This window comes from Paenarthrobacter sp. YAF11_1 (genome assembly GCF_052113445.1).
GTDB lineage: Bacteria > Actinomycetota > Actinomycetes > Actinomycetales > Micrococcaceae > Arthrobacter.
Window position 1 is genome coordinate 471705 of record NZ_JBFRDF010000001.1, and the last position, 26205, is coordinate 497909.

General features: G+C 62.3%; 23 protein-coding genes and 1 pseudogene. 5 read left to right on the forward strand and 19 right to left on the reverse strand.

What is annotated here, in order from left to right:
• The 3 genes and pseudogenes from AB4Y77_RS02330 to fdxA all read right to left on the reverse strand — a co-directional run.
• Window positions 1-1278 (reverse strand): annotated as a pseudogene (locus tag AB4Y77_RS02330) (citrate synthase); the annotation flags it as partial.
• 232 nt (window positions 1279-1510) lie between these two features.
• Complete coding sequence (gene dapC / locus AB4Y77_RS02335) at window positions 1511-2659, reverse strand: succinyldiaminopimelate transaminase (RefSeq protein ID WP_442012867.1); 1149 nt, start codon at window positions 2657-2659, stop codon at window positions 1511-1513.
• Between the two features lie 14 nt (window positions 2660-2673).
• Window positions 2674-3000, reverse strand: coding sequence for a ferredoxin (gene fdxA, locus AB4Y77_RS02340; protein WP_024817464.1), 327 nt, complete (start codon window positions 2998-3000; stop codon window positions 2674-2676).
• 198 nt (window positions 3001-3198) lie between these two features.
• Between fdxA and AB4Y77_RS02345 the strand changes: the two genes are divergently transcribed.
• Window positions 3199-3402: a putative acetyltransferase gene (locus AB4Y77_RS02345; protein ID WP_442013049.1), complete on the forward strand. Its 204-nt coding sequence runs from the start codon at window positions 3199-3201 to the stop codon at window positions 3400-3402.
• Here AB4Y77_RS02345 and AB4Y77_RS02350 read toward each other — a convergent pair.
• Both AB4Y77_RS02350 and typA read right to left on the reverse strand, forming a co-directional pair.
• Window positions 3320-3736, reverse strand: coding sequence for a hypothetical protein (locus AB4Y77_RS02350; RefSeq protein ID WP_442012868.1), 417 nt, complete (start codon window positions 3734-3736; stop codon window positions 3320-3322). The genes AB4Y77_RS02345 and AB4Y77_RS02350 overlap by 83 nt on opposite strands.
• A gap of 33 nt (window positions 3737-3769) precedes the next feature.
• Window positions 3770-5686: a translational GTPase TypA gene (typA, locus tag AB4Y77_RS02355; RefSeq protein ID WP_442012869.1), complete on the reverse strand. Its 1917-nt coding sequence runs from the start codon at window positions 5684-5686 to the stop codon at window positions 3770-3772.
• A gap of 283 nt (window positions 5687-5969) precedes the next feature.
• Here typA and AB4Y77_RS02360 point away from each other — a divergent pair, with 283 nt between their 5' ends.
• Complete coding sequence (locus AB4Y77_RS02360; protein WP_311212828.1) at window positions 5970-6812, forward strand: SGNH/GDSL hydrolase family protein; 843 nt, start codon at window positions 5970-5972, stop codon at window positions 6810-6812.
• 171 nt (window positions 6813-6983) lie between these two features.
• Here AB4Y77_RS02360 and AB4Y77_RS02365 read toward each other — a convergent pair whose 3' ends face one another.
• The 5 genes from AB4Y77_RS02365 to ychF form a co-directional block, all read right to left on the reverse strand.
• Window positions 6984-8693: a dipeptide ABC transporter ATP-binding protein gene (locus AB4Y77_RS02365; RefSeq protein ID WP_442012870.1), complete on the reverse strand. Its 1710-nt coding sequence runs from the start codon at window positions 8691-8693 to the stop codon at window positions 6984-6986.
• Between the two features lie 10 nt (window positions 8694-8703).
• Window positions 8704-9648, reverse strand: a complete 945-nt coding sequence (locus AB4Y77_RS02370) for an ABC transporter permease (RefSeq protein ID WP_089595704.1) — start codon at window positions 9646-9648, stop codon at window positions 8704-8706.
• Window positions 9638-10567: an ABC transporter permease gene (locus AB4Y77_RS02375; RefSeq protein WP_026539948.1), complete on the reverse strand. Its 930-nt coding sequence runs from the start codon at window positions 10565-10567 to the stop codon at window positions 9638-9640. Before AB4Y77_RS02375 ends, AB4Y77_RS02370 begins: the two co-directional genes overlap by 11 nt.
• A gap of 124 nt (window positions 10568-10691) precedes the next feature.
• Window positions 10692-12374 (reverse strand): peptide ABC transporter substrate-binding protein, encoded by a 1683-nt coding sequence (locus AB4Y77_RS02380; protein WP_311212830.1) that lies wholly within the window; start codon window positions 12372-12374, stop codon window positions 10692-10694.
• Between the two features lie 317 nt (window positions 12375-12691).
• Window positions 12692-13777, reverse strand: coding sequence for a redox-regulated ATPase YchF (gene ychF / locus AB4Y77_RS02385; RefSeq protein WP_089597521.1), 1086 nt, complete (start codon window positions 13775-13777; stop codon window positions 12692-12694).
• Window positions 13778-13888: 111 nt separating this feature from the next.
• Here ychF and AB4Y77_RS02390 point away from each other — a divergent pair, with 111 nt between their 5' ends.
• Window positions 13889-15118 (forward strand): DNA recombination protein RmuC, encoded by a 1230-nt coding sequence (locus AB4Y77_RS02390; protein WP_311212831.1) that lies wholly within the window; start codon window positions 13889-13891, stop codon window positions 15116-15118.
• An 86-nt stretch (window positions 15119-15204) separates the two neighbouring features.
• Here the strand turns inward: AB4Y77_RS02390 and AB4Y77_RS02395 are convergent, their stop codons facing one another.
• Window positions 15205-16290, reverse strand: coding sequence for a 4-hydroxy-3-methylbut-2-enyl diphosphate reductase (locus tag AB4Y77_RS02395; RefSeq protein WP_311212832.1), 1086 nt, complete (start codon window positions 16288-16290; stop codon window positions 15205-15207).
• A 24-nt stretch (window positions 16291-16314) separates the two neighbouring features.
• A complete protein-coding gene (locus AB4Y77_RS02400; protein WP_442013050.1) occupies window positions 16315-17178 on the reverse strand; it encodes a hypothetical protein in 864 nt (287 codons plus the stop codon).
• 178 nt (window positions 17179-17356) lie between these two features.
• On the opposite strand from AB4Y77_RS02400, the gene xseA reads away from it, so the two are divergent.
• Together xseA and AB4Y77_RS02410 are read left to right on the forward strand one after the other, a co-directional pair.
• Window positions 17357-18634, forward strand: coding sequence for an exodeoxyribonuclease VII large subunit (gene xseA, locus AB4Y77_RS02405; RefSeq protein ID WP_442012871.1), 1278 nt, complete (start codon window positions 17357-17359; stop codon window positions 18632-18634).
• A gap of 41 nt (window positions 18635-18675) precedes the next feature.
• Entirely contained in the window at window positions 18676-18927 is a 252-nt protein-coding gene (locus AB4Y77_RS02410) for an exodeoxyribonuclease VII small subunit (RefSeq protein WP_311212835.1), read from the forward strand.
• A gap of 42 nt (window positions 18928-18969) precedes the next feature.
• Here AB4Y77_RS02410 and AB4Y77_RS02415 read toward each other — a convergent pair whose 3' ends face one another.
• From AB4Y77_RS02415 to rsgA, 7 genes are all read right to left on the reverse strand, one after another.
• Window positions 18970-19824, reverse strand: a complete 855-nt coding sequence (locus AB4Y77_RS02415) for a polyphosphate kinase 2 family protein (RefSeq protein WP_311212836.1) — start codon at window positions 19822-19824, stop codon at window positions 18970-18972.
• Between the two features lie 54 nt (window positions 19825-19878).
• Window positions 19879-21099 (reverse strand): pyridoxal phosphate-dependent aminotransferase, encoded by a 1221-nt coding sequence (locus AB4Y77_RS02420; RefSeq protein ID WP_026546228.1) that lies wholly within the window; start codon window positions 21097-21099, stop codon window positions 19879-19881.
• A gap of 120 nt (window positions 21100-21219) precedes the next feature.
• Window positions 21220-22176, reverse strand: coding sequence for an ABC transporter substrate-binding protein (locus tag AB4Y77_RS02425; RefSeq protein WP_311212838.1), 957 nt, complete (start codon window positions 22174-22176; stop codon window positions 21220-21222).
• The gene (locus AB4Y77_RS02430) at window positions 22173-22916 is read right to left on the reverse strand and encodes an ABC transporter permease (RefSeq protein WP_311212839.1); all 744 of its coding nucleotides are present in this window, start codon (window positions 22914-22916) and stop codon (window positions 22173-22175) included. Before AB4Y77_RS02430 ends, AB4Y77_RS02425 begins: the two co-directional genes overlap by 4 nt.
• Entirely contained in the window at window positions 22913-23653 is a 741-nt protein-coding gene (locus AB4Y77_RS02435) for an ABC transporter permease (protein WP_311212840.1), read from the reverse strand. The genes AB4Y77_RS02430 and AB4Y77_RS02435 overlap by 4 nt, the downstream gene beginning before the upstream one ends.
• Window positions 23653-24747 (reverse strand): ABC transporter ATP-binding protein, encoded by a 1095-nt coding sequence (locus tag AB4Y77_RS02440; protein WP_442012872.1) that lies wholly within the window; start codon window positions 24745-24747, stop codon window positions 23653-23655. Before AB4Y77_RS02440 ends, AB4Y77_RS02435 begins: the two co-directional genes overlap by 1 nt.
• A 154-nt stretch (window positions 24748-24901) precedes the next feature.
• Window positions 24902-26080, reverse strand: coding sequence for a ribosome small subunit-dependent GTPase A (gene rsgA / locus AB4Y77_RS02445; protein ID WP_442012873.1), 1179 nt, complete (start codon window positions 26078-26080; stop codon window positions 24902-24904).
• Between the last annotated feature and the right edge of the window lie 125 nt (window positions 26081-26205).

Consider the following 26205-nt stretch of genomic DNA (forward strand, 5'->3'; position numbering starts at 1 on the left):
GGCCGGGTAGTTGCGCTCCGGCTCCCCTGTGTAGAGCTGCCGCGGGCGGCCGATCTTGGTCTGGGGGTCGTTGATCATTTCGCGCCACTGGGCAATCCAGCCCGGGAGGCGTCCGATGGCGAACAGTACGGTGAACATCTTCTCCGGGAAGCCCATGGCCTTGTAGATGAGGCCGGTGTAGAAGTCGACGTTCGGGTACAGCTTGCGCTGGATGAAGTAGTCATCAGCCAGGGCCTTCTCTTCGAGGCGCATGGCGATGTCCAGCAGTTCGTCGTTGCCGCCGAGCTTGCCGAGAACTTCGTGGGCCGTTGCCTTGATGATCTTGGCGCGGGGATCGTAGTTCTTGTAGACACGGTGTCCGAAGCCCATGAGGCGGACGCCGTCTTCCTTGTTCTTGACCTTCTCCATGTAGTCCTCAGGCTTGATGCCGTCGGCCTGGATCTGGCGGAGCATCTTCAGCACGGCCTCGTTGGCGCCACCGTGGGCAGGGCCGAAGAGGGCGTTGATGCCTGCGGACACCGAAGCGAAGAGGTTCGCGTTGGACGAACCCACCAAGCGCACAGTGGACGTGGAACAGTTTTGCTCGTGATCCGCGTGCAGGATGAGGAGGAGGTCAAGGGCCTTGACCACTACCGGGTCCATTTCGTACTGCTCGGCGGGAAGGCCGAAGCTGAGTCGAAGGAAGTTCTCCACCAGGTTCATGGAGTTGTCCGGGTAGAGCATCGGCTGGCCGATGGACTTCTTGTGGGCGTAAGCGGCAATGACAGGCAGCTTGGCCATGAGGCGGATGGTGGAAACTTCCACGTGCTCCGCGTTGAACGGATCCAGCGAGTCCTGGTAGAACGTGGACAGCGCCGAAACAGCCGAGGAGAGCACCGGCATGGGGTGGGCGTCACGCGGGAACCCGCCGAAGAAGCCCTTGAGCTCTTCGTGCAGGAGCGTGTGGCGCCGGATCTTCTGATCAAACTCTTCCAACTCCGTGGGGGTGGGAAGGTTGCCGTAGATCAGCAGGTAGGAAACTTCGAGGAAGCTCGAGTGCTGCGCGAGCTGCTCAATCGGGTAACCGCGGTAGCGCAGGATGCCTGCGTCGCCGTCGATGTAGGTAATGGCCGAGGTGGTGGCCGCTGTGTTCATGAAGCCGGGGTCATAGGCAACGGCGCCCGTCTGCTTCAGCAGCTTGGAAACGTCGTAGCCTTCGTTTCCTTCTACAACCTGGATGCGCGGCAGTTCGAGTTCGCCGCCGGCATGGCGCAGTGTTGCGCTGGTGGTCTCAGTCATGGAGTCCCCTTCATGAGGCCTTTGGGCCTCTATCGAACGCTTGTCCAACCAACTTCTGGTGCCGCCGCCTTCGGCCCTACTGTTGCAGGGCTCCAACGGCCGAAGTGCTTTCTAAGAGAAGGCCACCATTGATAGTCAGTTAAAAAGCTACCGCCAGTAACCCTCCGGAACTAATCCGTGCCGTCGGGTTACTGGCGGAATGACGCTGTTAGTGGTGCAAGTCACAGCATTGTTATGAGGCTGTGGCAAGCCGCTCTACTGCAGCGTCGATGCGTTCGTCGCTGCCGGTGAGGGCAACGCGGATGAAACCATTGCCGGCGTCGCCATAGAACACCCCGGGGCCCACCACAATGCCAAGGTCGGCGAACCGTGCCACCGTGTCCCAGGTGGCTTCGCCTGCCGTGGACCAGAGGTAGAGCCCGGCCTTGGATTGGTGGATCTGCAGTCCGAACTTCTCCAGCGCAGGAACCATCCTCTCGCGCCGGTCGCGGTAGAGGTCCTTCTGGGACAGCACGTGGCCGGCATCGCCCAAAGCAACGCGCATCGCTTCCTGCACGGGGTAGGGCACGATCATGCCCGCATGCTTCCGGCTGTTGACCAGGTTGGCCATGATGGCCGGGTCCCCGGCGACGAATGCTGCACGGTAGCCGGCCAGGTTGGACTGTTTGCTCAACGAGTACACGCACAGCAGGCCGTCGGTGGAACCGCCGGTAACGCGGGGATCCAGGATGCTGGGTACAGCTTCTCCCCCGCGCTGGGCATCCCATTCGCCCCAGCCCAGTTCGGCATAGCATTCGTCAGAGGCCACCACGGCGCCGAGCTCGCGGGCCTGGCCCACGATCCTGCGGAGCGACTCCACATCGCGAACGCTGCCTGTGGGATTACCCGGGGAGTTGATCCAGATCAACCGGACTTTGGCGCGGGTGGCCGGATCAAGTTCATCCAGGTCGTCGGCAGCGATGGCTGTGGCACCCGCCAACGAGGCGCCGATGTCGTACGTCGGGTAGGCGACAGTAGGCCGCACAACCACGTCTCCGGCGCTCAGGCCGAGCAGGAACGGCAGCCAGGCTACGAGTTCTTTGGAGCCCACGGTCGGCATGACGTCCTGCGGGTCCAGGCCGGGCACGCCGCGGCGGCTTGCGAACCAGTCCACCACGGCCTGGCGCAAGGCCACGGTGCCATGAACCGTGGGATAGCCGTGGGCGTCCGCAGCAGCCGCAAGGGCGTCACGGATCAGTCCGGGAGTGGGATCCACAGGTGTCCCGATGGAAAGATTTACTGCGCCACCGGGGTGCTTAGATGCCGTGGCGACATAGGGCGCCATGGCCTCCCAGGGGTAGTCGGGCAGGTTCAGGCCGAAAGCCGGCGCCGCGGAAATCAAAGAAACTACCGCCCTTAGTGGTCTTGGTTCTGCGGGGGCAGTGCGGAGATGAACGGGTGATCCTTACCCGTGTTGCCAATCTTGGCTGCTCCGCCCGGGGAACCGAGGTCGTCGAAGAACTCGACGTTGGCCTTGTAGTAGTCGGCCCATTCTTCCGGGGTGTCATCCTCGTAATAAATGGCCTCAACCGGGCAGACGGGTTCGCAGGCACCACAGTCGACACATTCATCGGGGTGGATATAGAGGGAACGCTCACCTTCGTAAATGCAGTCGACAGGGCACTCTTCAATACATGCCTTGTCCTTGACATCCACACACGGCTGCGCGATTACGTACGTCACGTCCCAGACCTCTCCACGGTTTGTCCCGGCGATGGCCGGGGTAATACGGCCGGCATCATGCCGGGCACTCAACTTCCGAGCCTATTATCCAACAGTCCAATGACGCCAACCTAGCCCGCGTCTTAGTATGAAACGGTGACTCCCCCGCATTTGCCGCCCAGACAATTCCTACTCACCGCAGAGCCAGGCATCCGCGTGGTGGTCCGCTACAGGATCGACGCCGGCCTGACGGATGCCCTTGGCTACTTGCTGGACACCAGCGAAAACAGTTGCACGGTACGGACCCGTACCTCCGACGTCGAAATTCCCTTGGCGATGGTCATCGCGGCGAAAGAGGTTCCACCGCCACCGCCGCGGCGGCAGTCCGTCCGGCATGCAGGCGGCTCGCTGCCACCAGCATGACCAAGGTCACCACTGCGATGCCGAAGACCCACACGTTACCGGCAGCGTCGCCCAGCACCAACTGCTTGGCGGCTCCGGCTGACGAGAAGACGCCGACGGCGGTATAGGTCACCACTCCGGCTACCGCCGTTGGGAAGACCGAGCGCGACCACGCTGCAAGCCACAGCTGCACGGACGCCAGCAGCAACAGTGCCGCTGCCACGCCCCACGGAACCTCGACGCCGGCCACCGGCCCTGCTTGGCGATGCAGGGCCGTACCTGCTGCAGCAACGAAAAGAGCCGCCAGTACGGCCGCAGCAATGCCACGAACCGTACCGGCGGCTCCTCTCTTCATTCAGCTGTTCCTGACTGTTTCAGCCAGCGCAGGCTAGGACTTGGCGCGGGCGCGGTTGGCCTTGGCGCGCTCGTTGGAGTCCAGGATGAGCTTGCGGATACGGATATCTTCCGGCGTCACCTCAACGCACTCGTCTTCACGAGCGAATTCAAGGGACTCTTCGAGGGTGAGATCGCGCGGCGGCGTCAGGTTCTCGAAGGAGTCGGAGGAAGCTGCACGCATGTTGGTGAGCTTCTTTTCCTTGGTGATGTTGACGTCCATATCGTCTGCACGGGAGTTCTCGCCCACGATCATGCCTTCGTAAACCTCGGAGGTGGGCTTCACGAAGAAGGAACCGCGCTCCTGGAGGTTGATCATGGCAAACGGGGTCACAACACCGGCGCGGTCGGCGATCATCGAACCGTTGGTGCGGTATTCGATGGGGCCGGCCCAGGGCTCGTAGCCTTCGGAGATGGAGGCAGCGATACCGGCACCGCGGGTGTCCGTGAGGAACTTGGTGCGGAAGCCGATCAGGCCACGGGCGGGAACGATGAATTCCATGCGGCACCAGCCGGTGCCGTGGTTGGCCATGTTGGTCATGCGGCCCTTGCGGGCAGCCATGAGCTGGGTGACGGAGCCAAGGTACTCTTCCGGCACGTCGATGGTCATGTGTTCCATCGGCTCGTGGATCTTGCCGTCGACGGTCTTGGTGACAACCTGCGGCTTGCCCACGGTCAGCTCGAAGCCTTCGCGTCGCATCTGCTCAACCAGGATGGCCAGCGCGAGCTCGCCACGGCCCTGGACTTCCCAAGCGTCGGGACGCTCGGTGGGGAGGACCTTGATGGAGACGTTACCGATCAATTCCTTGTCCAGGCGGTCCTTCACCTGGCGGGCCGTGACCTTGGCGCCCTTGACCTTGCCGGCCAGCGGCGAGGTGTTGATACCGATCGTCATGGAGATCGCGGGATCATCCACGGTGATCAGCGGCAGCGGCTGCGGGTTTTCGGCGTCGGTGAGGGTTTCACCAATGGTGATTTCCTCGATGCCGGCCACAGCGACGATTTCGCCCGGGCCTGCGGATTCGGCAGGAACACGGGTCAGCGCCTTGGTGGCGAGGAGTTCAGTGATCTTGACGTTCTTGAGCTCACCATTGGCGCGGGCCCAGGCAACAGTCTGGCCCTTGCGGAGGGTTCCGTTGTAGATGCGGAGCAGGGCGAGGCGGCCAAGGAACGGCGAAGCGTCCAGGTTGGTCACGTGTGCCTGCAGCACGCCGTCCGGGTTGTAGGTAGGAGCCGGGATGTGCTCAATGATGGTCTTGAAGAGGGGCTCGAGGTCCTCGTTCTCCGGAGCCGAGCCGTTGGCCGGCTGGTCCAGGGACGCGCGGCCAACCTTGGCGGCGGCGTAGACGACGGGAACTTCGAGGACCTTGTCCAGGTCCAGGTCCGGAACTTCGTCGGCGAGGTCCGAGGCGAGGCCCAGGAGCAGGTCCATGGACTCGTGGACAACTTCGTCGATGCGGGCGTCGGGACGGTCGGTCTTGTTGACCAGGAGGATGACCGGCAAGTGCGCAGCAAGGGCCTTGCGGAGCACGAAGCGGGTCTGGGGCAGCGGGCCCTCGGAGGAGTCGACCAGCAGGACCACACCGTCAACCATGGACAGACCGCGCTCTACCTCGCCACCGAAGTCGGCGTGGCCAGGGGTGTCGATGACGTTGATAGTGATGGTCTCGCCGTTGGACGACGGGCCGTTGTAGGCAACCGTGGTGTTCTTCGCGAGGATGGTGATGCCCTTTTCGCGCTCCAGGTCACCGGAGTCCATGACACGGTCCTCAACCTCACCATGGGAAGCGAAGGAGTTGGTCTGCTTGAGCATGGCGTCGACCAGGGTGGTCTTACCGTGGTCAACGTGTGCGACGATCGCGACGTTGCGCAGATCGCTCCGCGACGCAGTGTTGGTGGTGGTTTCAGACATGCGTTAATGACTCGTTTCAGTGGTGAAGTCAGCTGTTTGTATCCGCGCGCATACCTGATCGACTTGATCGGAACACACAGCGAAAAGACCCCGGGACACAGGGCACCTGCATCCAGTCTAAACGCAGTTGCATTTCCCAGCCTAAAAAGCAAGCCATTCGACCTCCGAATGTGGCGCTGCTCACATGACGTCGCGCTTTAACAACCGCTACTCCAGATGCTGGATTTTCTTGGCGTCGTGCCCCATGATTGCTGCAGAACCAGTGCAACACGGAGAACAATCGATGCGACAATCTTCGGCCGCGTTCCGCCTGCTCGCTCCATTGATCGCCGTCGGCGTTCTGGCAGTAGGCTGCGGACCCAGCCCAGCTACCCCCGTTTCCACCGCCACGCGCTCCGCCGCGCCCGGGCCGGCACAGACGGCCGCCGCGCCGCCACTGAGGACTGCCCCGGCTCCCAGCGCCCTGGACCTGCCGGTTGGCTCCCTCTTCAAGAACCCGGCAAACAACCGTAATGAACTGGTACTGGCCGACGTACGCCACACGGCCGTTCTCATCGGTGATTCCCAGGCCATGCCCAAAGACTCCTGGCCCCAGCAGGGCATCGCTGCCCTGGGCTACAAGTTGCACGTGGTGGGCATGGGTGGCACCGGCTTCGTTGCGGCCAATGGCAAGACAGGCAATTACATCGACGCCTTGCAGCGTGGAGACTGGATTCTCCCGTACGGAGATCCGCCCCTGATCGTGGTGCAGGGCGGCGGCAACGATGCCTCGCAAAAGGCAACGGATGCGCAGATTGCCAGTAATGCCGAGCGTCTGCTCGCGGCCCTGAAGAAGCGCTACCCCGGGGCTGCCTTGGCCATGATCGGAACCTTGGCACGCGGCGCTGACAACGGAGGCGGCCGCCGGACCGAAGTCGACGCCCTGCTGGGACGCATTGCTGCGAAGCACGGAATTCCCTTCGTCAGCACTGGCGACTGGCTCACCCGCTTCAACGCTGTGGGCGATCTCCAGGACGGCGTGCACCTTAAGCCGTCCGGGCACGTCAAGCTTGGTGCCGTCCTGGCCCGCGAACTCGCAGCACTGGGCCTCACCGCCCGCCCGGACAGCAGCGCCCCGGCGAAGTAGCCGCCGCCGTCGTCCTATCGGTCGTTGTGGGGCCCGCCCTGCGTGCTTCGTGGGCGGTATGGCACGCAGAGCAGGGCCCCGCAACAGGTAGTTTAAACGGCGAGAGCCGGTGGTTTCCTTTCGGGAACCACCGGCTCTTCTGCTATCCAGCGATCAAACGTTCGACGCCGGTCAGGCCACCGCGGGCGGCAGCAGGAGCGATCCACCCGGGATGGCGTCCAGGAGCGCCTGGGTGTATGCCTCACGGGGGTTGTCGAAGACGTCGTCAGTGCTGCCCGTTTCCACAAGCTGGCCCTTTTCCATGACGCAGACGTGGTCCGCAATCTGGCGGACCACGGCGAGGTCGTGGGTGATGAACAGGTAGGTCAGGCCAAGGTTGTCCTGGAGGTCTGCCAACAGGTTCAGCACCTGAGCCTGGACGAGGACGTCCAAGGCTGAGACTGCTTCATCGCAAATGATGACTTCGGGATCCAACGCCAGCGCACGGGCAATGGCGATACGCTGCCGCTGCCCGCCCGAGAGCTCATTGGGATACCTCTGCATCATGGACTGGGGCAAAGCCACCTGGTCCAACAACTCGCGGACCTTCTTCTCGCGGCTGGCCGCATTCCCGATCTTGTGAACACGCAGCGGCTCTTCGATGGTCCTGAAGATGTTGTACATCGGGTCCAAAGAACCGTACGGATCCTGGAAGATGGGCTGCACGCGGCGACGGAACTTGAAGAGCTCCTTGCCCTTCAACCCCGCGGTATCCACGCCGTCGAAGATGATCTGGCCCTCAGTGGGCTTCTCGAGCTGGAGAACCATCTTGGCAACAGTGGACTTGCCCGAGCCGGACTCGCCCACGATCGCCGTCGTGGTCCCGCGTTTAACGCTGAAGCTGACATCGTCAACAGCAGCGAAATCGGACGTCTGCCCCAGTCCCTGACGCAATTTGTAGATCTTGCGCAGGTTCTTGATCTGGAGGACCTCGTCCTGGACCCGGCTTTCTGCGGCAGCCACGGGCGCCAAAAGATCGCCGGCCTCCACACCCTGTTCCTTGGCCACCTGGATACGGCGCGATGCCAGGGAAGGCGCCGACTCAACCAGGCGACGGGTGTAGGGGTGCTGAGGGTTGCGGAGGAGTTCCAGTGAGGGACCGGCCTCCACCACGTTGCCCTGGTACATAACGATCACTTTGTCGGCGCGTTCGGCGGCAAGGCCGAGGTCGTGCGTGATCAGCAACACCGAGGTGCCGAGTTCAGTGGTCATGGTGTCCAAGTGGTCCAGGATCCTGCGCTGAACCGTGACATCCAAGGCCGACGTCGGTTCATCGGCAATGAGGAGCTTGGGCTGGCAGCTCAGGCCGATGGCGATCAGCGCGCGCTGGCGCATGCCGCCGGAGAACTCATGCGGGTACTGTTTGGCACGCCGTGCAGCGTCAGGGAGTCCGGCTTCCGCGAGGACGCGGGCAACGTCCTCCGGACCGTCCGGACGACCGTTGGCCTTCAGGGTTTCCCGCACCTGGTAACCGATCTTCCAGACCGGGTTCAGGTTGGACATGGGGTCCTGGGGAACCATGCCGATGTGGCTGCCGCGGAGCTCGATCATGCGCTTTTCCGACGCATGGGCGATGTCTTCGCCGTCAAGCAGGATCTGGCCAGCTGAGACGCGGCCGTTGTTGGGCAAGAGGCCGATGGCGGCCAGCGCCGTCGTCGACTTTCCAGAGCCCGACTCCCCCACAATGGCGACCGTTTCGCCCGGCATGATGGTCAAATGGGCGTTCTTGACCGCCTTGACCTCGCCGGAACCGGTCTTGAAGGTGATGGCCAAGTCCTTGATCTCCAGGATGGGCCGTACTGGTGCCGTGGCTTCATCAATTCTGATGTTCGCAGAAGTCATGGTCGCCTCCTTAGCGCTGACGGCTCTTGGGATCAAGAGCATCGCGGACGGCGTCGCCAAGCATGATGAAGCTCAGGACGGTGATGGACAGGGCGGCTGCCGGGTAGAGCAGGATCCCGGGGTTGGTGCGGATGGATGCGTTGGCCGCGGAAATGTCGTTACCCCACGACATCACGCTGCCGGGCAGCCCGACACCCAGGAAGGACAACGTGGCTTCCAGGACGATGAAAACGCCCAGTTCCAGCGTGGCAAGGACAATCACGGGTGCCAAGGCGTTCGGCAGCGCATGTTTGACCAGGGCACCGAACTTGGAAACACCCAATGACCGGGCCGCCGTGACGAAGTCCGCGTTACGCACTTCTATGACGGCACCTCTGGTAATACGTGCCATTTGGGGCCAGGCAAGCAGGGATATGGTCAGGACCACTGTCCAGACGCTCCTGTTCTCACGGAACAACGGCAGCTGCGTAATGACCAGGGCGCCCAGGATGATCGGCAACGCGAAGAAGATATCGCCAAGACGTGCAAGGACGGAGTCCAGCCAGCCACCGTAGTAACCGGCCAGCGCACCGAGGGTGACGCCGATAATGACAACGGCAAGCACGGACAGGACACCAACGGACAGGGACGCTTGCGTACCGTGGATCACGCGGGAATAGACGTCGCAACCCTGCAGGGTGAAGCCCAGAGGGTGGCCGGCAGTGGGTGCGCCCTCGGAGTTGGCCAACTGGCAGTCATTGTTGGGTTCGACGCTGGTGAACAGCCCCGGGAACACGGCAACGATCACAAGGAGCAGGATCAACAGCGAGGAGACGATGAACATGGGGCGCCGACGAAGCTTGCGCCAGGCATCAGCCCAAAGACTTAGGGGCGCCTGATCTGTCTTGACAGCGTCAGTGGCCAGAAGCGGTGTCTCCTCGACGGGAGCCACAAAGTGTTCATTATTACTGGTCATAGCGGATCCTCGGGTCAAGCCAGGCGTACAGGAGGTCAACCAAGAGGTTGGTGATAACAAAAACCAGGACCAGGACACTCACAATGGCAACGATGGTGGGACCCTCGCTGCGCTGGATGGCCTGGAAGAGTTTGTTACCCACTCCGGGGACGTTGAAGATACCTTCGGTAACGATGGCGCCGCCCATGAGCCCGCCAAGGTTGGCGCCCAGGTAGGTCACCACCGGGATCAATGAGTTCCTGAGGATGTGGGCCATCACGACGCGGGGGCGGGAAAGTCCCTTGGCCGTCGCAGTACGTACGTAGTCAGCGTTCATGTTCTCGCTGACCGAGGCCCGGGTCAGGCGGAGGACATAGGCGAAGGACACCAGGCCCAGGACGACGGCGGGAAGGATCAGGTTGCCCCAGTCGGCGTTGGCACCCACCGTAGGTTTGGCCCAGCCCAGCTGGACACCGAACACCAACTGGAAGACGAAGCCCAAAACGAAGGTGGGAACTGCGATCACCAGGAGCGAAACGACCAGAACAGTGGAGTCGAAGAGCTTGCCCTTCTTCAGGCCAGCGAAGACACCGAAGGCGATGCCGAACACGGCCTGGATGATGAGGGCCTCAATGGCGAGCATTGCCGTGACAGGGAAGGCCCTTGCCAGGGAGTCCGCAATGGGCTGCTGGGTGAAGTCAACGCCGAGGTTGAAAGTAAACAAGTTCTTGATGAAGAGCCCGTATTGAACCCAGAACGGCTGGTCCAGGTTGTACTGGGCCCGCAGGGCGTCGATGACGCTCTGCGGCGGCTGGCGATCCCCGAAGAGGGCAGCAATCGGGTCGCCGGGTAGTGCGAAGACCATGTAGTAGACGAGGAGCGTGGTCCCCAGGAATACCGGGATGACCTGGAGGAGTCTACGGAAAATGAAGCGAACCACGGGTCACCCCTCTCCGGTGGTGGGGCATTGGTGTGTCATGTGTGCCTTCCTGCCAAGCAAGCAAGGGGGGCCCGGCACGTTGGCCGGACCCCCTTTGCCCTAAGGCAAGTTCAGATCCTGGAGACTACTTGGCCTCGATGTCGAAGTAGCGGACGCCGCCGTTCCAGCCGGTTTCAGCTGACACAACGTTGTTGCTCCATACGATCGGGGTCGCCCGGTACCACAGGGGCAAGCCCGGGAGTTCCTTGAACAGGATCTCCTGTGCCTCGTTGAACTTCTTGTTGGCGTCTTCCGGAGTCTTGGCTGCAAGGCCTTCCTTGAGGAGCTTGTCGAACTCGGCGTTCGAGTACTTCTCGTAGTTGGACGAGGCGTTGGTTGCCCATACCGGTCCGAGGAAGTTGTAGAGCGACGGGTAGTCACCCTGCCAGCCGGCGCGGGTCAAGCCCGGGAGGGACTGCGACTTGCGCAGGTCCAGAACTTCAGCGAACTTTGCGAACGGCTGGATTTCAGCCTCGATGCCGAGGTTGTTCTTGAAACCGTTTGCTACGGCGTCGATCCATTCCTTGTTGCCACCGTCAGTGTTGGAGGCGATCAGAAGCGGCTTGGAACCGTCGTACGGCTTGATCTTCTCGGCGTCGGCCCAGAGATCCTTGGCCTTCTGGGCGTCGAACTTCAGGACGTCGCTGCCGGGGATGGCGTCGTTGTAGCCGTCGAGCACGGGAGCCGTGAACTCGGTGGCCGGGGTACGCGTGCCGTTGAAGATGACCTTGGTGATCTCTTCGCGGTTGATGGCGTGGGACAGTGCCTGGCGACGAAGGATACCGGCTTCACCCTGGAAGTTCGGGTTGTAGCCCGGGATGTTCAGGGTGGCGTTGTTGGCGTTCGGGCGCGTGGAGTTACGGTCCGGGAAGTCCGTGGTGTAGGTCTTCAACGCGTTCGACGGAACAACGTCCGTGATGTCGAGGTTGTCGGCCTGGAGATCCGTGTATGCGGGGCCCGGATCGGTGTAGAACTTGAAGGTCACGCCGCCGTTCTTGGCAGCACGCGGGCCGGTGTAGTCGGCGTTCTTGACCAGGGAGATGGACTGGTCGTGTACCCAGGCACCTTCCTTCTCGAACTTGTACGGGCCGTTGCCGATCGGGTTCTCGCCGAACTTCTTCGGGTCCTTCAGAGCCTCGGTAGGCAGCGGGTAGAAGGCGGAGTAACCGAGGCGCAGCGACCAGTCAGCCTCGGGCTGGCCGAGCTTGACCGTGATGGTCTGGTCGTCAGTCGCGGCCAGGCCGGACATGGTCTGCGCCGTCGGTGCCGGAGTGGAGGTCTTCTTGCCGTCGGCGCCGGTGGTCTCGGTGACTGCACTGACGTCGGCGTAGCCCTCGATGGACTCGAAGAAGAAGCCGTTGTTCTGGAGGTTGGTGCTCAGCGCGGCGAAGTTCCAGGAATCAACGAACGTCTTGGCCGTGATGGCCTCACCGTTGGTGAACTTGGCGCCGGACTTGACCTTGATGGTCCAGTTCTGCGAGTCGGTTGTCTCAATCGACTCCGCCAGAGCGTTGACGGGCTTGCCGTCCGAGTCGTAGGCGCGAAGGCCTTCGAACAGCAGCTCGACGACGCGGCCACCGTACACCTCGTTGGTGTTGGCCGGAAGCAGCGGGTTCTGCGGTTCGTTGCTGTATGCGGAAATGACCTTGTTCGGGTCAGCTGCGGCAGAGCTGTTTGTGCTGGTGCCGCCACCGCCGCCGCAACCGGTCACTGCGAGGGCGATGATCGCCGCTACGCCTAGAGCTTTGGAAGTGCGCGAGAAACGCATTCCGCCTCCTATGAGTCGTGGAGTTGAGCAGGAGAAATTCGTGATTTCCCCCAGGCACAGGCACAGTTTCCTACTGTGACGTTGCCTACATGTGTGTGTAAGCCTACCCACATTGTGTCCGGATGTTGGGACATGGTGGCCAAACTGTAACCGTTCCGCAACCTACACATGCCTAAATTGGCGGGAATTTCAAGTCAAACCCTACTCGGTGGTAGCATTCGCTGTCTGACAGCAGGACAGGACGATTTTTGGGCAAAAAAGGACCCCGGTTCTGTCGAACCAGGGCCCTTCCGAAATTCTGCAGCGTGCGCAGCGACCTACACGTTGAAGCGGAACTCCACCACGTCGCCGTCGGCCATCACGTACTCTTTGCCTTCGATCCGGACCTTGCCGCGGGACTTTGCCTCCGCCATGGAACCGGCGTCGATCAGGTCATCGAAGGAGACAACCTCGGCCTTGATAAAGCCACGCTGGAAGTCGGAGTGGATCACGCCGGCTGCCTGGGGCGCGGTGTCACCCTGGCGAATGGTCCAGGCCCGGGTTTCCTTGGGACCGGCCGTCAGGTAGGTCTGCAGGCCAAGAGTGTGGAAGCCGACCCGGGCCAACTGGTCCAGGCCGGATTCGCTCTGGCCATTCATTTCCAACATCTCGCGGGCTTCTTCCTCGTCCAGTTCCACGAGGTCTGATTCCAGCTTGGCGTCAAGGAAAATTGCATCAGCAGGGGCAACCAGGGCACGAAGCTCATCCTGCTTGGCCGGATCGCCAAGGATGCCTTCATCCGCGTTGAAGACGTAGATGAAGGGCTTGGCGGTAAGAAGGCCCAGCTCCTTGAGGTGCCCCATCTCCAGCTTGTCGCTCTTGATCGAGGAGAAGATGGTGTCGCCGCGTTCCAGCACAGCCTGGGCCGCCTTGATGGCTGCGAGCTCGGCAGCTTCGCGCTTCTTGATCTTGACTTCTTTTTCGATGCGCGGAATGGCGTTCTCGATGGTCTGGAGATCTGCCAGAATCAGCTCGGTGTTGATGGTCTCCATGTCGGAGCCCGGATCAACTTTGCCGTCGACGTGGATGACGTCGGGATCATCAAATACGCGGACAACCTGCGCGATGGCCTCTGCCTCGCGGATGTTCGCAAGGAACTTGTTGCCCAAACCTTCGCCCTCGGATGCACCCTTCACGATGCCGGCGATGTCCACGAAGGACACCGGAGCGGGCAGCAGCTTCTGGGAACCGAAGATTTCCGCCAGCTTCGCCAGCCGGGGATCCGGAAGGTTCACGACTCCGACGTTGGGTTCGATCGTTGCGAACGGATAGTTCGCTGCGAGCACCTGGTTGCGGGTCAGTGCGTTGAAAAGAGTTGATTTGCCGACGTTGGGCAGTCCGACGATGCCAATAGTAAGAGCCACGAGCATTGATTCTACCCGTTGGAACGTTGTCCCTGCGTGTTGCTGCCCACGAAGTGCGCCCACCGCGGTGGCCTCACTAAAACTGTCGTACCCCTGTGACAGGGTTGCCTCATGGATGGATTTGGATTGGTTTTGGCCCTGCTCATGCTGTTGATCGGCGCCGCCGTGGGCCTGGCGGCGGGCTATGTTGTCTTTCGGCGCCGGGGCGCGGGCTTGGAAGAAGACTTCGACGCCGTATCGGCGCGCCTCTCGGAGGTGACGGCGCAGCTGGCAGCAGCCGACGCCGAGCGGCGACTTTTGTTCACACAGAACCGCGAGTTGACCGCGTCCAGGAACTCGGACGGCAGTGTTCTTCGTGCCCTCGCTCCGGTCGCTGAGAAGCTGACGGCCGTTCAGCAGCAAGTGTCGCTGTTGGAACGGGACCGGGTGGAGCAATACGGCCAACTTGCCCAGCAGCTGCAGGATGCCCGGTTGTCCGACGAGCAGCTCCTGAGATCAACGCACGCCTTGGCGTCGGCCCTGCGCTCCAACAGTGCGCGTGGCCAGTGGGGCGAGGTGCAGCTCCGCAGGGTGGTGGAGGCCTCCGGGATGCTGAGGCACGTGGACTTCCATGAGCAGGTGCATTCGGGCCGGACCGAGACCACGCTTCGCCCGGACCTCGTAGTCCAATTGCCGGGTGGCAAGCAACTGGTGGTGGATGCCAAGGTCCCGCTCGCCTCCTACCTCGCCGCGCAGGAACAACTGCACGGAGACGGCGCTTTTGGGGAGTCCGTAGCACCCGCCAACAACCATGATTCCAAGACGTTGCTGGCCCAACACGCGAAAGCGTTGAAGGCCCACATCGATGCTTTGGCGGGCAAAAAGTACTGGGACATTCCCGGAAACTCCCCCGAGCTGGTGATCTGTTTCCTTCCTGCTGAGTCCATCCTGGCGTCAGCCCTCGAGGCAGATCCCGCGCTGTTGGAATATGCCCTGTCCCGGAACGTGGTGTTGGCGTCTCCCGGAACCTTGCTGGCGGTCCTCAAATCGGTGGCCTTCACGTGGCGCCAGGATGTCCTCACGGACAGCGCCCATGAACTGTTCGAGCTCGCCAAGCAGCTCTACGAGCGTATGGGCACACTCGGGGAGAATGTTGGCAAGCTGGGTAGCTCCCTGAAGACGTCCGTGGACCGGTACAACGCGATGGTGGGCACTCTGGAAGCCCGGGTCCTGCCGACCGCACGCAAGCTCAACACCATGGACGATGCCGGCCTTGCCGCGCCGATGTCCGTTGAGGCAGTCCCCCGTGCTTTGGCAGCCCCTGAGCTTCTGGTTGAAGAGTCCGAAGAGTCTGCGGCATAACGAACAGGCCCGCAGCATCGCCTTCCCTATGGGGAGGCGATGGCTGCGGGCCAGTTTTTTGAGTTCCTGTTGTGGAGCGAAGCGCGTTAGGACGTGGTCCGGTTTCCGCGGCCGCCGAGCGCACGCGTGACGTCGCCGGCTTTCTTCAATGTGGCCCGCAACTCCTTGGGAAGTGAGAAGAGTAGGTCTTCCTCTGCCGTCACGATTTCCTGCACTTCGCCGTAGCCATAATCAGCCAGCAGCCGCAGGACGTCCTTGACGAGTACCTCCGGTACAGAGGCACCCGAGGTCACACCGACCGTTGCGACGCCCTCGAACCAGGATTCGTCCACTTCGTTGGCGAAGTCCACGCGGTATGAGCTCTTGGCGCCGTACTCCAGGGCAACCTCAACCAGGCGCACGGAGTTCGACGAATTGGCTGAGCCCACCACGATGACGAGGTCAGCCTGGGGAGCAATCTTCTTGATGGCCACTTGGCGGTTGGTGGTGGCGTAGCAAATGTCGTCGCTGGGCGGATCTTGGAGGGTCGGGAACCGGTCCTTGAGGAGACGGACCGTCTCCATGGTTTCGTCCACGCTTAGTGTCGTTTGGGAGAGCCAGATCGTCTTCTCGGGGTCGCGCACGGTGACCTTGTCTACCTCGTGCGGGCCGTTGATGATCTGGATGTGATCCGGTGCTTCACCGGCGGTTCCTTCGACTTCCTCGTGGCCTTCGTGGCCGATCAGGAGGATGTCGTAGTCATCCTTGGCGAAGCGCACAGCTTCCTTGTGAACTTTGGTGACCAGCGGGCAGGTGGCGTCGATGGTACGGAGGCCGCGGTCTTCAGCGGACTGGACCACAGCCGGAGATACACCGTGGGCGGAGAAAATAACCAAGGCACCCTCAGGGACCTCGTCTGTTTCCTCGACGAAGATGGCTCCTTGTTCCTCCAGGGAGCTAACCACATGGACGTTGTGGACGATCTGTTTACGGACGTAGACCGGAGGCCCATAGTGCTCAAGGGCTTTTTCTACCGCAATGACGGCCCTGTCCACTCCGGCGCAATAGCCGCGCGGCGCCGCCAGCAGAACCTTCTTGGGACCCGTGACGGGTGCCGCTGCCTGTACCTCTTCCGGAGATCGCCGTCTGCGGGGCACCGTGGGCATAGGAATGGAAACTGCTGTGCTGGTCATGCCTCCATGCTACCGGCCCTGCCTTTAGCTTCGGGCCGAACGTGACCCTCGTCGCCCTGAGACCACTGCCGCTATGACGCCCACCACCAGGACCGCCCCGGACACCACGGCTGCGATCCAGACCCACTGGCCAAAACCGTTGCGGGCCGTGGTGAGGAACTCGTCCTTGAACAGTTCTGCCACGCCGTTGGCGCTGGCAAGACTTCCGACCATTCCACCAGCGAGGTCTGCCCCCGCCGTCCAGAGGGCTGCGAGAGCCAACCCCCCAAGGCCGAGGAAAACCACAGCCAATGACCGGCGTCGTGCGGCCGCCAGTGCCAGCAGTGCAGACACGAGCGCACCGGCAGCGGCGATCCACCACAACGGCGCAAAGGCTGCCACGCGTTCCACCAGTTGCCGGTGGGACGGCTCTCCCAGGGAGACAAGGCTCTCCGAGGGGACATCGAGCCTGATCCGCGTAGCCTCGGCAAAATGATCGCGGATCAGCCGCACAAGGGGCCCAATATCCAGGACCAGTGCTGTGGACGCCGCGGATTCTTCAGCCTGCGTGACCGTCCCGAAGTTCAGCCTGTGGCTGTTCCGTACGGTTTCCTCCCAGGCTTGCGGGTAGTCACTCCAGGACTGCATTCCCGTGGCCGCGTTCCGGAGCGCGTCGGCCGCCAGGGATTGGATGGGGCCCGGCAGATCCACGGAGGACTCAAAGGTGCCCACTGCGGCCGCAGCCAAGCGGCTCTGGAATTCGGGATCGCTTCCCAATGACCCCGCGATCCGGACGAAGCCCTCTTCCTTGACGATGTTCTGGTCCACCCAGGCCGCGGGGACAGCGACGCCTGCCAGCAGGACGGCGAGGATCACTCCCAGTGCTGAAACGAAAGTACGCAAGGTCATCCTCAGGGTCGTCGGCTGTGCCACCATCCTAGGTCTGTCCACATGATAGGAAAAATGTCCGGGCCGGCTGGGAAGCTATGGATAGAGTTGGAAGCGGCCGGCAACCAAAGCCGCATCCCGGAGCGAGGACACATCATGCAGCAACAGACACGGAGACCGGAACAGGTACGGACCGCCCATGTCCGCTGAAGCGACGCCGGAATCAACTTTGCCCGGGACAGCGGCCGAAACAAGCCCGGATAACCCCTGGCCGCTGCAACTTTTGTCCCGCAAGCTCAAAGCCCACATCGAGCGGGCGCCCGCGGCGTGGATTGAGGGGCAGGTCATTGAGATGAACCGCAGGGGTGGCAATGCATTCCTGACCCTGCGTGATGTTGACGCGGAAATTTCCCTGCCCGCATCGGTGTGGTCCACAGTGCTTGACCGCCAGAAGATCCCGCTCGAACGCGGATCCCGCGTGGTTGCCTTGGTCAAACCGGATTTCTGGGTCAAAACAGGGCGGCTGAACATGTCCGTCAAGGACATCCGGCCTGTGGGCTTGGGCGACTTGCTGGCCAGGATCGAGAGGCTTCGGCAGGCGTTGGCGGCCGAAGGCCTGTTCGCTGACTCCCGGAAACGCAAGTTGCCTCTGCTCCCCCACCGCATCGGCCTCATCACCGGCCGGGACTCGGATGCTAAAAAGGACGTCCTGCGCAATGCGGCGCTGCGCTGGCCGGCGGTTGAGTTCGACGTCCGCGAAGTTGCTGTCCAAGGCAACACCGCCGTCTCGCAGATCATCGCAGCGTTAAAGAAGCTCGACGCCGATCCTCAAGTAGACGTCATTGTCATGGCACGCGGCGGTGGCGCGTTAGAAGACCTCCTCCCGTTCAGCAACGAGGACCTCATCCGGGCAGTTTCTGCCGCCACCACTCCGGTTGTCAGTGCGATCGGGCACGAAGCCGACCGACCCATCCTTGACGACGTGGCGGACCTTCGCGCGTCAACGCCCACCGATGCCGCCAAACGGATAGTTCCGGACGTTGCCGAGGAACTGGCCATGGTCCGCCAGGCCAGAGACCAGCTCCGCCGAAGCATCGGAAGGACGGTGGACCGGGAGACGGACCGCCTCCATGCGTTGAGGTCACGGCCGGTCCTGGCAGCGCCGGCTTCCATGGTGGACGCCCGGGCGGATGACATCCACCGCCTGCAACGGCGCTCCCATTCGGCAGTCAACACGGCCGTGGTCCGGGCCTTGGACCAGGTCCATCACTTACGCGCACAGGTCAGGGCCCTGTCTCCACAAAAGACACTGGACCGTGGCTATGCCGTAGTCCAGATTGTTGGCGAGGACCAGGCCGGGCACACAGTGGTGAGCAGTCCCGAGGAAGCCCCCGACGGAACCGCACTGGCCATTCGGGTAGCCGAAGGTCGCTTCAGGGCAATGTCCACAGGCCAAGGACACATCGTGGCCCGTTGATGAATCGGTCACCATCGTCATTACCGAACACAAAGGACATCATGACCGAGAACAACTCATCCGCATCTTCACCGGAATCCCTGGACTCCTTGAGTTACGAGGAAGCCCGCGAGCAACTCATGGGCGTCGTTAGCCGCTTGGAGGCTGGGGGTGCCAGCCTGGAAGAATCCCTGGCCCTCTGGGAACGGGGCGAAGCCCTGGCGAAACGCTGCGAGGACTGGCTGGAGGGCGCCCGCAAACGCCTGGCCACAGCCCGGGATGCAAGCAACGACGCCGGTGCTGCCACCCAGTAACGCCAAAGCAGCACCGCAGACGGAGCAGCGCCGCATGGGTTCCTAGGAAGCCACCACCAGAGCGCGCTCCGCGGCGACGTCGAATTCGGCCTTGGGCCAGTCCAACTGGAGGCGTTCAAGTGCATCCAACAGAAGCTGCTGCACGGCGATGCGCGCGTACCACTTCTTGTTGGCCGGAACGACGTGCCATGGCGCAATGTCCGTTGATGTCTTCTCGAACGCAACACCGTAAGCGTCCATGTAGTCGTCCCAGAACGCACGTTCGGCAAGGTCCCCGCTGCTGTACTTCCAGTGCTTGCGGGGATCGTCCAAGCGGGCGATCAGCCGTTCCTTCTGCTCGTCCTTGCTGATATTGAGCATGACTTTGACGATGGTGGTGCCTTGGTCTGCGAGGCTGGCTTCAAAGTCGTTGATGGCCTCGTAACGGCGTTCCAGCTCCGAAGCGTCCGCCCAACCATGCACGCGATGGATCAGGACGTCCTCGTAGTGTGAGCGGTCAAAAACCCCCACCATGCCGGCACCGGGAGCTTCTTTCTCGATCCGCCAGAGGAAGTCGTGCGACTTTTCCTCATCCGTGGGGGCCTTGAAGGCATGCAGTTGAACACCCTGGGGGTCCATGGCGCCCACCACATGGCTGACAATGCCGCCCTTGCCGGCAGTATCCATTGCCTGCAGGATCAACAGGAGCCTCTTGGGACTGCCAAACCGGCCTTGGGCGAAGAGCTTCTCCTGCAGTTCTGCCAGCCGTGCGTCCTGGGCTTCCAGCAACGCCTTGCCGTCAGCTTTCGCGCCGGAATACCCGGGGGTGGAGTCCGGGTCCACGCTGGCCAGCGTGAACCCGGATCCGACCCTCAATACCTCAGCAGGACTCTTGGCGAATTCAACTGCAACAGCCATCGGGTGTGCCTTTCCGCAGGGCCGTGCCCTCGTGGAACGGCCATGGACCTCAGGCTAGTTGCCCGGGTACCTCGACAGGAAGTCCGCCATGCGGCCAATGGCCTCTTCAATGTCTTTGACGTTGGGCAGGGTGACCATGCGGAAGTGATCCGGGCGCACCCAGTTGAAGGCCCGGCCATGGGAAACCAGGATTTTCTGTTCCTTCAACAAATCGAGGACAAACTTTTCGTCGTCCCGGATGTGATAAACCTCAGGGTCCAGCTTGGGGAACAGATACAGCGCTCCCCTGGCCTGTTGGGTGCTGACTCCGGGAATGGCATTCAAGAGGTCGTAGGCTTTGTTGCGCTGCTCCAAAAGCCTGCCGCCGGGCAGAATGAGATCGTTGATGCTTTGGTAGCCACCGAGTGCCGTTTGGATGGCATGCTGCGCGGGAACGTTGGCGCACAAACGCATGTTGGCCAGGAGGTTGATGCCCTCAAGGTAGTCGGCGGCGTCCTTCTTGGGCCCCGAGATAGCCATCCAACCAGCCCGGTAACCACAGACGCGGTAAGCCTTGGACAGGCCGCTGAACGTCAGGCACAGGACGTCGTCACCGGTGAGCCCGGCGAGGTTGATGTGGACAGCGTCCTCGTAAAGGATTTTCTCGTAAATTTCATCGGCAAAGAGCACCAGTCCGTGTTTCTCGGCGAGAGCGACAATCTTCTTGAGCGTCTCTTCCGGGTACACCGCGCCGGTGGGATTGTTGGGGTTGATCACCACAATGCCCTTGGTCCGGGGCGTGATCTTCGCTTCCATGTCCTCAAGGTCAGGCTGCCAGCCGGAGTCCTCATCACAGAGGTAATGCACGGGACGGCCACCTGCCAGAGCAACTGAAGCAGTCCACAACGGGTAGTCGGGCGTGGGAATCAGGACCTCGTCGCCGTCTTCAAGAAGGGCCATGAGTGACATGGTGATGAGTTCGCTGACACCGTTGCCAAGGTAGATGTCATCGACGTGGATGTTCTGGATGCCGCGGGTCTGGTAGTACTGCGATACAGCGGTCCTGGCCGAGAAGATCCCGCGCGAATCGCTGTAACCCTGGGCGTTGGGAAGGTGGCGGATCATGTCCACCAAAATGGCGTCGGGCGCTTCAAAACCGAAGGGAGCCGGGTTTCCGATGTTCAGTTTGAGGATCCTGTGACCCTCTGCCTCCATCTGCTGGGCGGCCTGAAGAATCGGTCCACGGATGTCGTAAAGGACATTATGAAGCTTGGTGGACTGCTTGAATTTCGCCATCCCTCAAATATGCCACACAGGTCATGGACTTCAGCTGAGACTTAACTCACAGAAACGACGACGGCGGTGACGGTCCCGCGCGGGTCCGTCACCGCCGTCGTACGCGGCTTTGATCAGGCGTTACTTGACGATGCCCTTGTCCTTCAGCCAGGCGGCTGCTGCGTCCTTGGGCGCCTGCTTCTGGTCGCCGCTGACCGCGCGGTTCAGGTTGATGAGGTCATCCGTGGTCAGGATCTTGGAGACGTTGTTAAGCGCTTCCTTGGCCTTGTCCGTCATCTTGGCCTCCTTGACCAGCGGGAGCACCTGCTGGGCCTTGAAGTTGTTCTTCGGGTCTTCCAGGACCACGAGGTCGTTATCTGCGATGGACGGCGTGGTGGTGTAGATGTCGGCTACCTGCACCTTGTCCTCCAGCAGGGCCTGGAGGGTCAGGTTGCCGCCGCCGTCGCTGAAGGGCTGGAGGCCCTTGAGCTCGCAGTTGTAGTTGGCTTTCAGGCCCGGGAAGCCGTAGGCACGCGTCTCGAACGTGGCCGGAGCTGCCATGGTGAAGTCCTTGCAGACCTTGGCCAGGTCCTCGATGGATTTGAGCTGGTACTTTTCCGCCGTGGCTTTGGTGACCACCATTGCGTCCTTGGACTCGGCCTTTGCCGGTTCCAGGACTGCGAGGCCATCCGGAAGCTTGCCCGGGAGCGCTTTGAAGACGTCCTCCGCTGAAACTTCCTTGGCCTCGGTGTCCACGTAGGACAGGAGGTTGCCGGAGTAGTCCGGGACGAGGTCGATGGAGCCGTCCTGGACTGCCTTGAAGTAGATTTCACGCGAACCGATGTTCGGCTTGGAGGTTGCGGTCAGACCCGCGGCGTTGAGGGCGCCAACGTAGATCTCGGCAATGACCTGGCTCTCGGGGAAGTCGGCCGAACCAACCACCAGCGAGCCGCCGGCAGAGGATCCGCTGGGTGCCGAGGTGGATGGCGTGGCCAAGGGGCTTCCGCCACACGCGCTCAACGCGAGGGCCACACCCAGTCCGGCTGCGAGGCCGCCGAGACCACGGCGTGTAAGGGTCATGGGGACGGGGTTCTTCATGGTGTACCTCCTTGAACGGCAGCCCCGGCGGGAGCTGTGGCTGTGAGATCGTCGGACGCCTTCTGGCGGCCGCTTGAGTCGAGGGTCAGGCCTGGTGAGATAACGAGCCGCTGTACCCCGGCCAGGATCAGGTCGACGGCGATGGCGAGCCCGGCAATGAGCAGGGAACCACCCAGCATCCGGGGGAAGTCCTGCAGGACGAGGCCGTCAAACAGGTAGCGTCCCAGCCCGCCCAGAGGCAGGTAAGCCACCACCGACACGGTGGCGATGACCTGCAGGACCGCGGTGCGGATGCCACCAAACATCACCTGCAATCCGTTGGGCACTTCCACCCGGAAGAGGATCTGAAGTTCGGTCATGCCCATGGCACGGGCAGCATCTACCACGGTGGAATCAACGCTGGAGATCCCGGCGTACGTGCCGGCCAGCAATGGCGGAACCGTAAGAATGACCAGAGCCCAGACGGGCGGCATCAAACCGCTGCCCGCGAGCAAAGCGAACAGGACCAGCAAACCGAGCGTGGGGAGGGCACGCAATGCGCCGGCCACGGCGACTGCAACCACCCGGCCACGGCCGGTGTGCCCGATGTAAAGACCAATGGGGACGGCGATGGCCGCAGCGATCAGGAGAACGAGTCCACTGTATTGGAGGTGTTCCAGCAAGCGGGTGGGGATTCCACCGCTTCCGGTCCAGTTTTTGGGGCTCGTCAGCCAGGCGATGGTCTCTGCAAAGATATTCATGCGGAGGCCCCCGGATCAGGCCGAAGAGCAGCGTGTGGAGCGGCTGGCCCGGACTTGGGTTCGGTGAGGAGCGCAGTTCCGTCCTGCCGCGAGGTCTTGCCGCCTGCAGCACGCGTCCATGGAGTCAGAAGCCGCTCAAGAACCACCAGGACAGCATCCATCAGCAAAGCCAGAATCAGAATGGCGATGATGCCCACCACCACAACAGTGATGAACGTACGCTGCAGGCCGTCAGTAAACAGGACTCCGAGGTTTCCCACCCCAAGAAGAGCGGCGACGCTGACCAAAGAGATGTTGCTGACCGACACCACGCGCAGGCCTGCGAACAACACCGGCAAGGACAAGGGCAGGTCAACCTGGAAGAAACGGGCCAGGGGCTTGAACCCCATGGCAACCGCCGCATTGCGGAGGTCGTCGTCCACGGAATCGAACGCATCAATGGCTGCGCGGACCAGCAGCGCCACCGCATAGATGGTCAACGCCACCACGACGTTCAGCGGATCCAGGATCCTGGTGCCCAGGATGGTGGGGAGAATAATGAAAAGTGCCAGCGACGGAATGGTGTACAGCAACGAGGTAGCGGTGGTCACTATCGACCTGAGCGTGCTGTTGCGCCTGGCCAACTGGGCCAGCGGGATGGAAATCAGCAGGCCCAGGATCATGGGAATGATGGCGAGCACCATATGCTGGCCCGCCAATCCCAGGACCATGCCACTGTTGTTGAGGAACCACTCCATCAGGTGGCGTCCTCCCTGTGGTGGCGGACTTCTTCGATGAGTGCCAGGACTTCCGGCGCCTTCAAGACTCCGGCCACGCGGCCGTCGTCGTCTACTGCCACGCCAAGACCCGACGGCGACGACAACGCCGCGTCCAGGGCGCGGCGCAGGGTGTCTCCCTTACGGAACAGCGACCCGCCCGGGATCAAACCTGCACCATCGCGCGGCGAGGACCATCCCAACGGGCGGGAGTCGGCGTCGACCACCAAGGCCCACTCCCCCGATGCCCGGCCCGCGTGATGACCGTCGGAAGGACTGACCATGGTGACTGGGTGCACGGTCACGGCGTCCGCTGCGTTGAAGGCCAGGTGCCTGAACCCGCGGTCGCGTCCTACGAAGGAGGCCACGAAGTCGTTGGCCGGTGCCCTCAGGATTTCTTCCGGCGCGGCATACTGGGCAAGTTTGCCTCCAACGGCGAAGACCGCAACTTTGTCGCCAAGAACCGTTGCTTCGTCGATGTCGTGAGTGACGAAAACAATGGTCTTGGCCAGTTCCCGCTGGAGGCGCAGGAGTTCTTGCTGCAGTTCGTCACGGACCACCGGATCCACCGCGCTGAAGGGTTCGTCCATCAGCAGGACGGGCGGATCAGCAGCGAGCGCCCGGGCCACCCCGACGCGCTGCTGCTGACCACCTGAGAGTTGCGACGGGTACCGCTTGCCGAGGACCGAAGCCAATCCCACGACGTCCAGGAGTTCCACCGCGCGTTTCCGCGCATCCGCCTTGGAAACACCATTGAGGCGCGGAACGGTGGCGATGTTGTCCAGGACGGAGCGGTGCGGCAGGAGGCCCGATGACTGCATGACATAACCCATGGATCGGCGGAGCTCGGGCGCAGGAACTTGCGAAACGTCCTTGCCCGCCACCGTGATGGTCCCGCTGGTGGGTTCCACCATCCGGTTGATCATGCGCAGGGATGTGGTCTTGCCGCAGCCCGAAGGCCCAACGAACACCGTGATGGAGCCTTTGTCGATGGACATGCTGAGGGCGTCCACCGCCGGCTGCCCACCCTGGTATTGCTTGGTCACACTCTGGAACTCAATCATGGCTTCGGCCATACCCGGGCTTACCTATCTGTGGTCGAGAACATCGGTAGAGCCACACGATCATATGCACTCTTATTACTTGGCTGCAAAGCAATCTTCACCCAGACTAGCCAGCACCGCGGGCGATGTCAGCGCCGCCACGTTTTCCGTAATGAATCGGCAATGTTCAGCGCTTCCGTCGTTTGCTGCCTTTCCCGGCCCGCTCCTCGGCTTGGTCGTGTCTGTACCGTTCAGCCGCGCGTTGGCCCCTTTCGGCCGACACCACCTTCTGGTGCCACTCACGCTGGTAGGCGCGGCGGGCTGCGGCATCATGTTTCCTGGCCAGGGCAGCCAGCTCACGTTGCAATTTCAGGTAGCTCGCCCACCGCCGGGGATCGAGTGTTTCTTCTGCGAGCGCCTCCTGGACCGCACATCCCGGCTCGGCCTGGTGTGCGCAGTCGGCGAAGCGGCATCGGGTGAAAAGTTCTTCCAGATCGCCGAACATTTCCTCCATGCCGTCATCGGCGTCAAACAGGCCGAACCCGCGGACTCCCGGGGTGTCCATCAGTACAGCGCCGCCGGCCAGGGGCACCAGTTCCCGCGACGTAGTGGTGTGCTTGCCCTTGCCGTCACCGGCCCGGACCTCGCCCGTCTGCTGCACCTGACGTCCCGCGAGCGCGTTGATGAGCGTTGATTTCCCCGCACCGGAGGGTCCCAAGAGGACAAGTGTGGAGCCGGACGGGATGTGCTGCATGAGTTCGTCGAGTCCGTCTCCGTGTTCCGCTGAGGTGGTAACCACCTCCACGCCCGATGCCTGAAGGATGACCTCCCCCACTACGTCGTCGGCCAGGTCGGCCAGATCCGCTTTGGTGATGACCACCAGCGGCGTGGCACCGGAGTCCCAGGCGGCAACCAAGGTCCGCTCAAGACGGTTGTGGGTCAGCGGCCGGTCCACGGGCACCACCACGGCGACGATATCGATGTTGCTGCCCAGGATCTGCTCCTCGGAGGAGGCCTCAAAGGCGCGCTTGCGGCTGAGCGCGGAACGACGAGGCAAAACCTCGACGACGGCGGGCTCGCCCGCGTTGTTGTGCCCAAGCCATACCCAGTCTCCGGTAGCCGGCACCATCCCGTGTGAAGAATGGGAGGGGTAGGGCAGATGGAGCAGCCCGTCGGCCGAAGCCACCAGTACACGGTTCCGGTCAAGGCGGACCACCCTGCCCGGGCGGGCAGTTTCCTGGGCGTGGGGCAAGGAGTTGGCGTGGAAGAGTTCAGCAGTTGCCTCGGTGAAGCCGTACTCCACGGGGCCACGGAGTTGCAGGGTGGAACTATTGGAAGGGTTGCTTGAAGAAGCGAAGGAATTCAAGGGAAGCCTCTGGTGAGGCCCGGCCGCCTAGCTCTGGCAGGCTGATGCCGGGACAGGAATGATGGGCTGATGACGGCGCGCCGCAACTGAGAGCGGGGCGCGCAAGGTCGCTGCAATCATCAAAT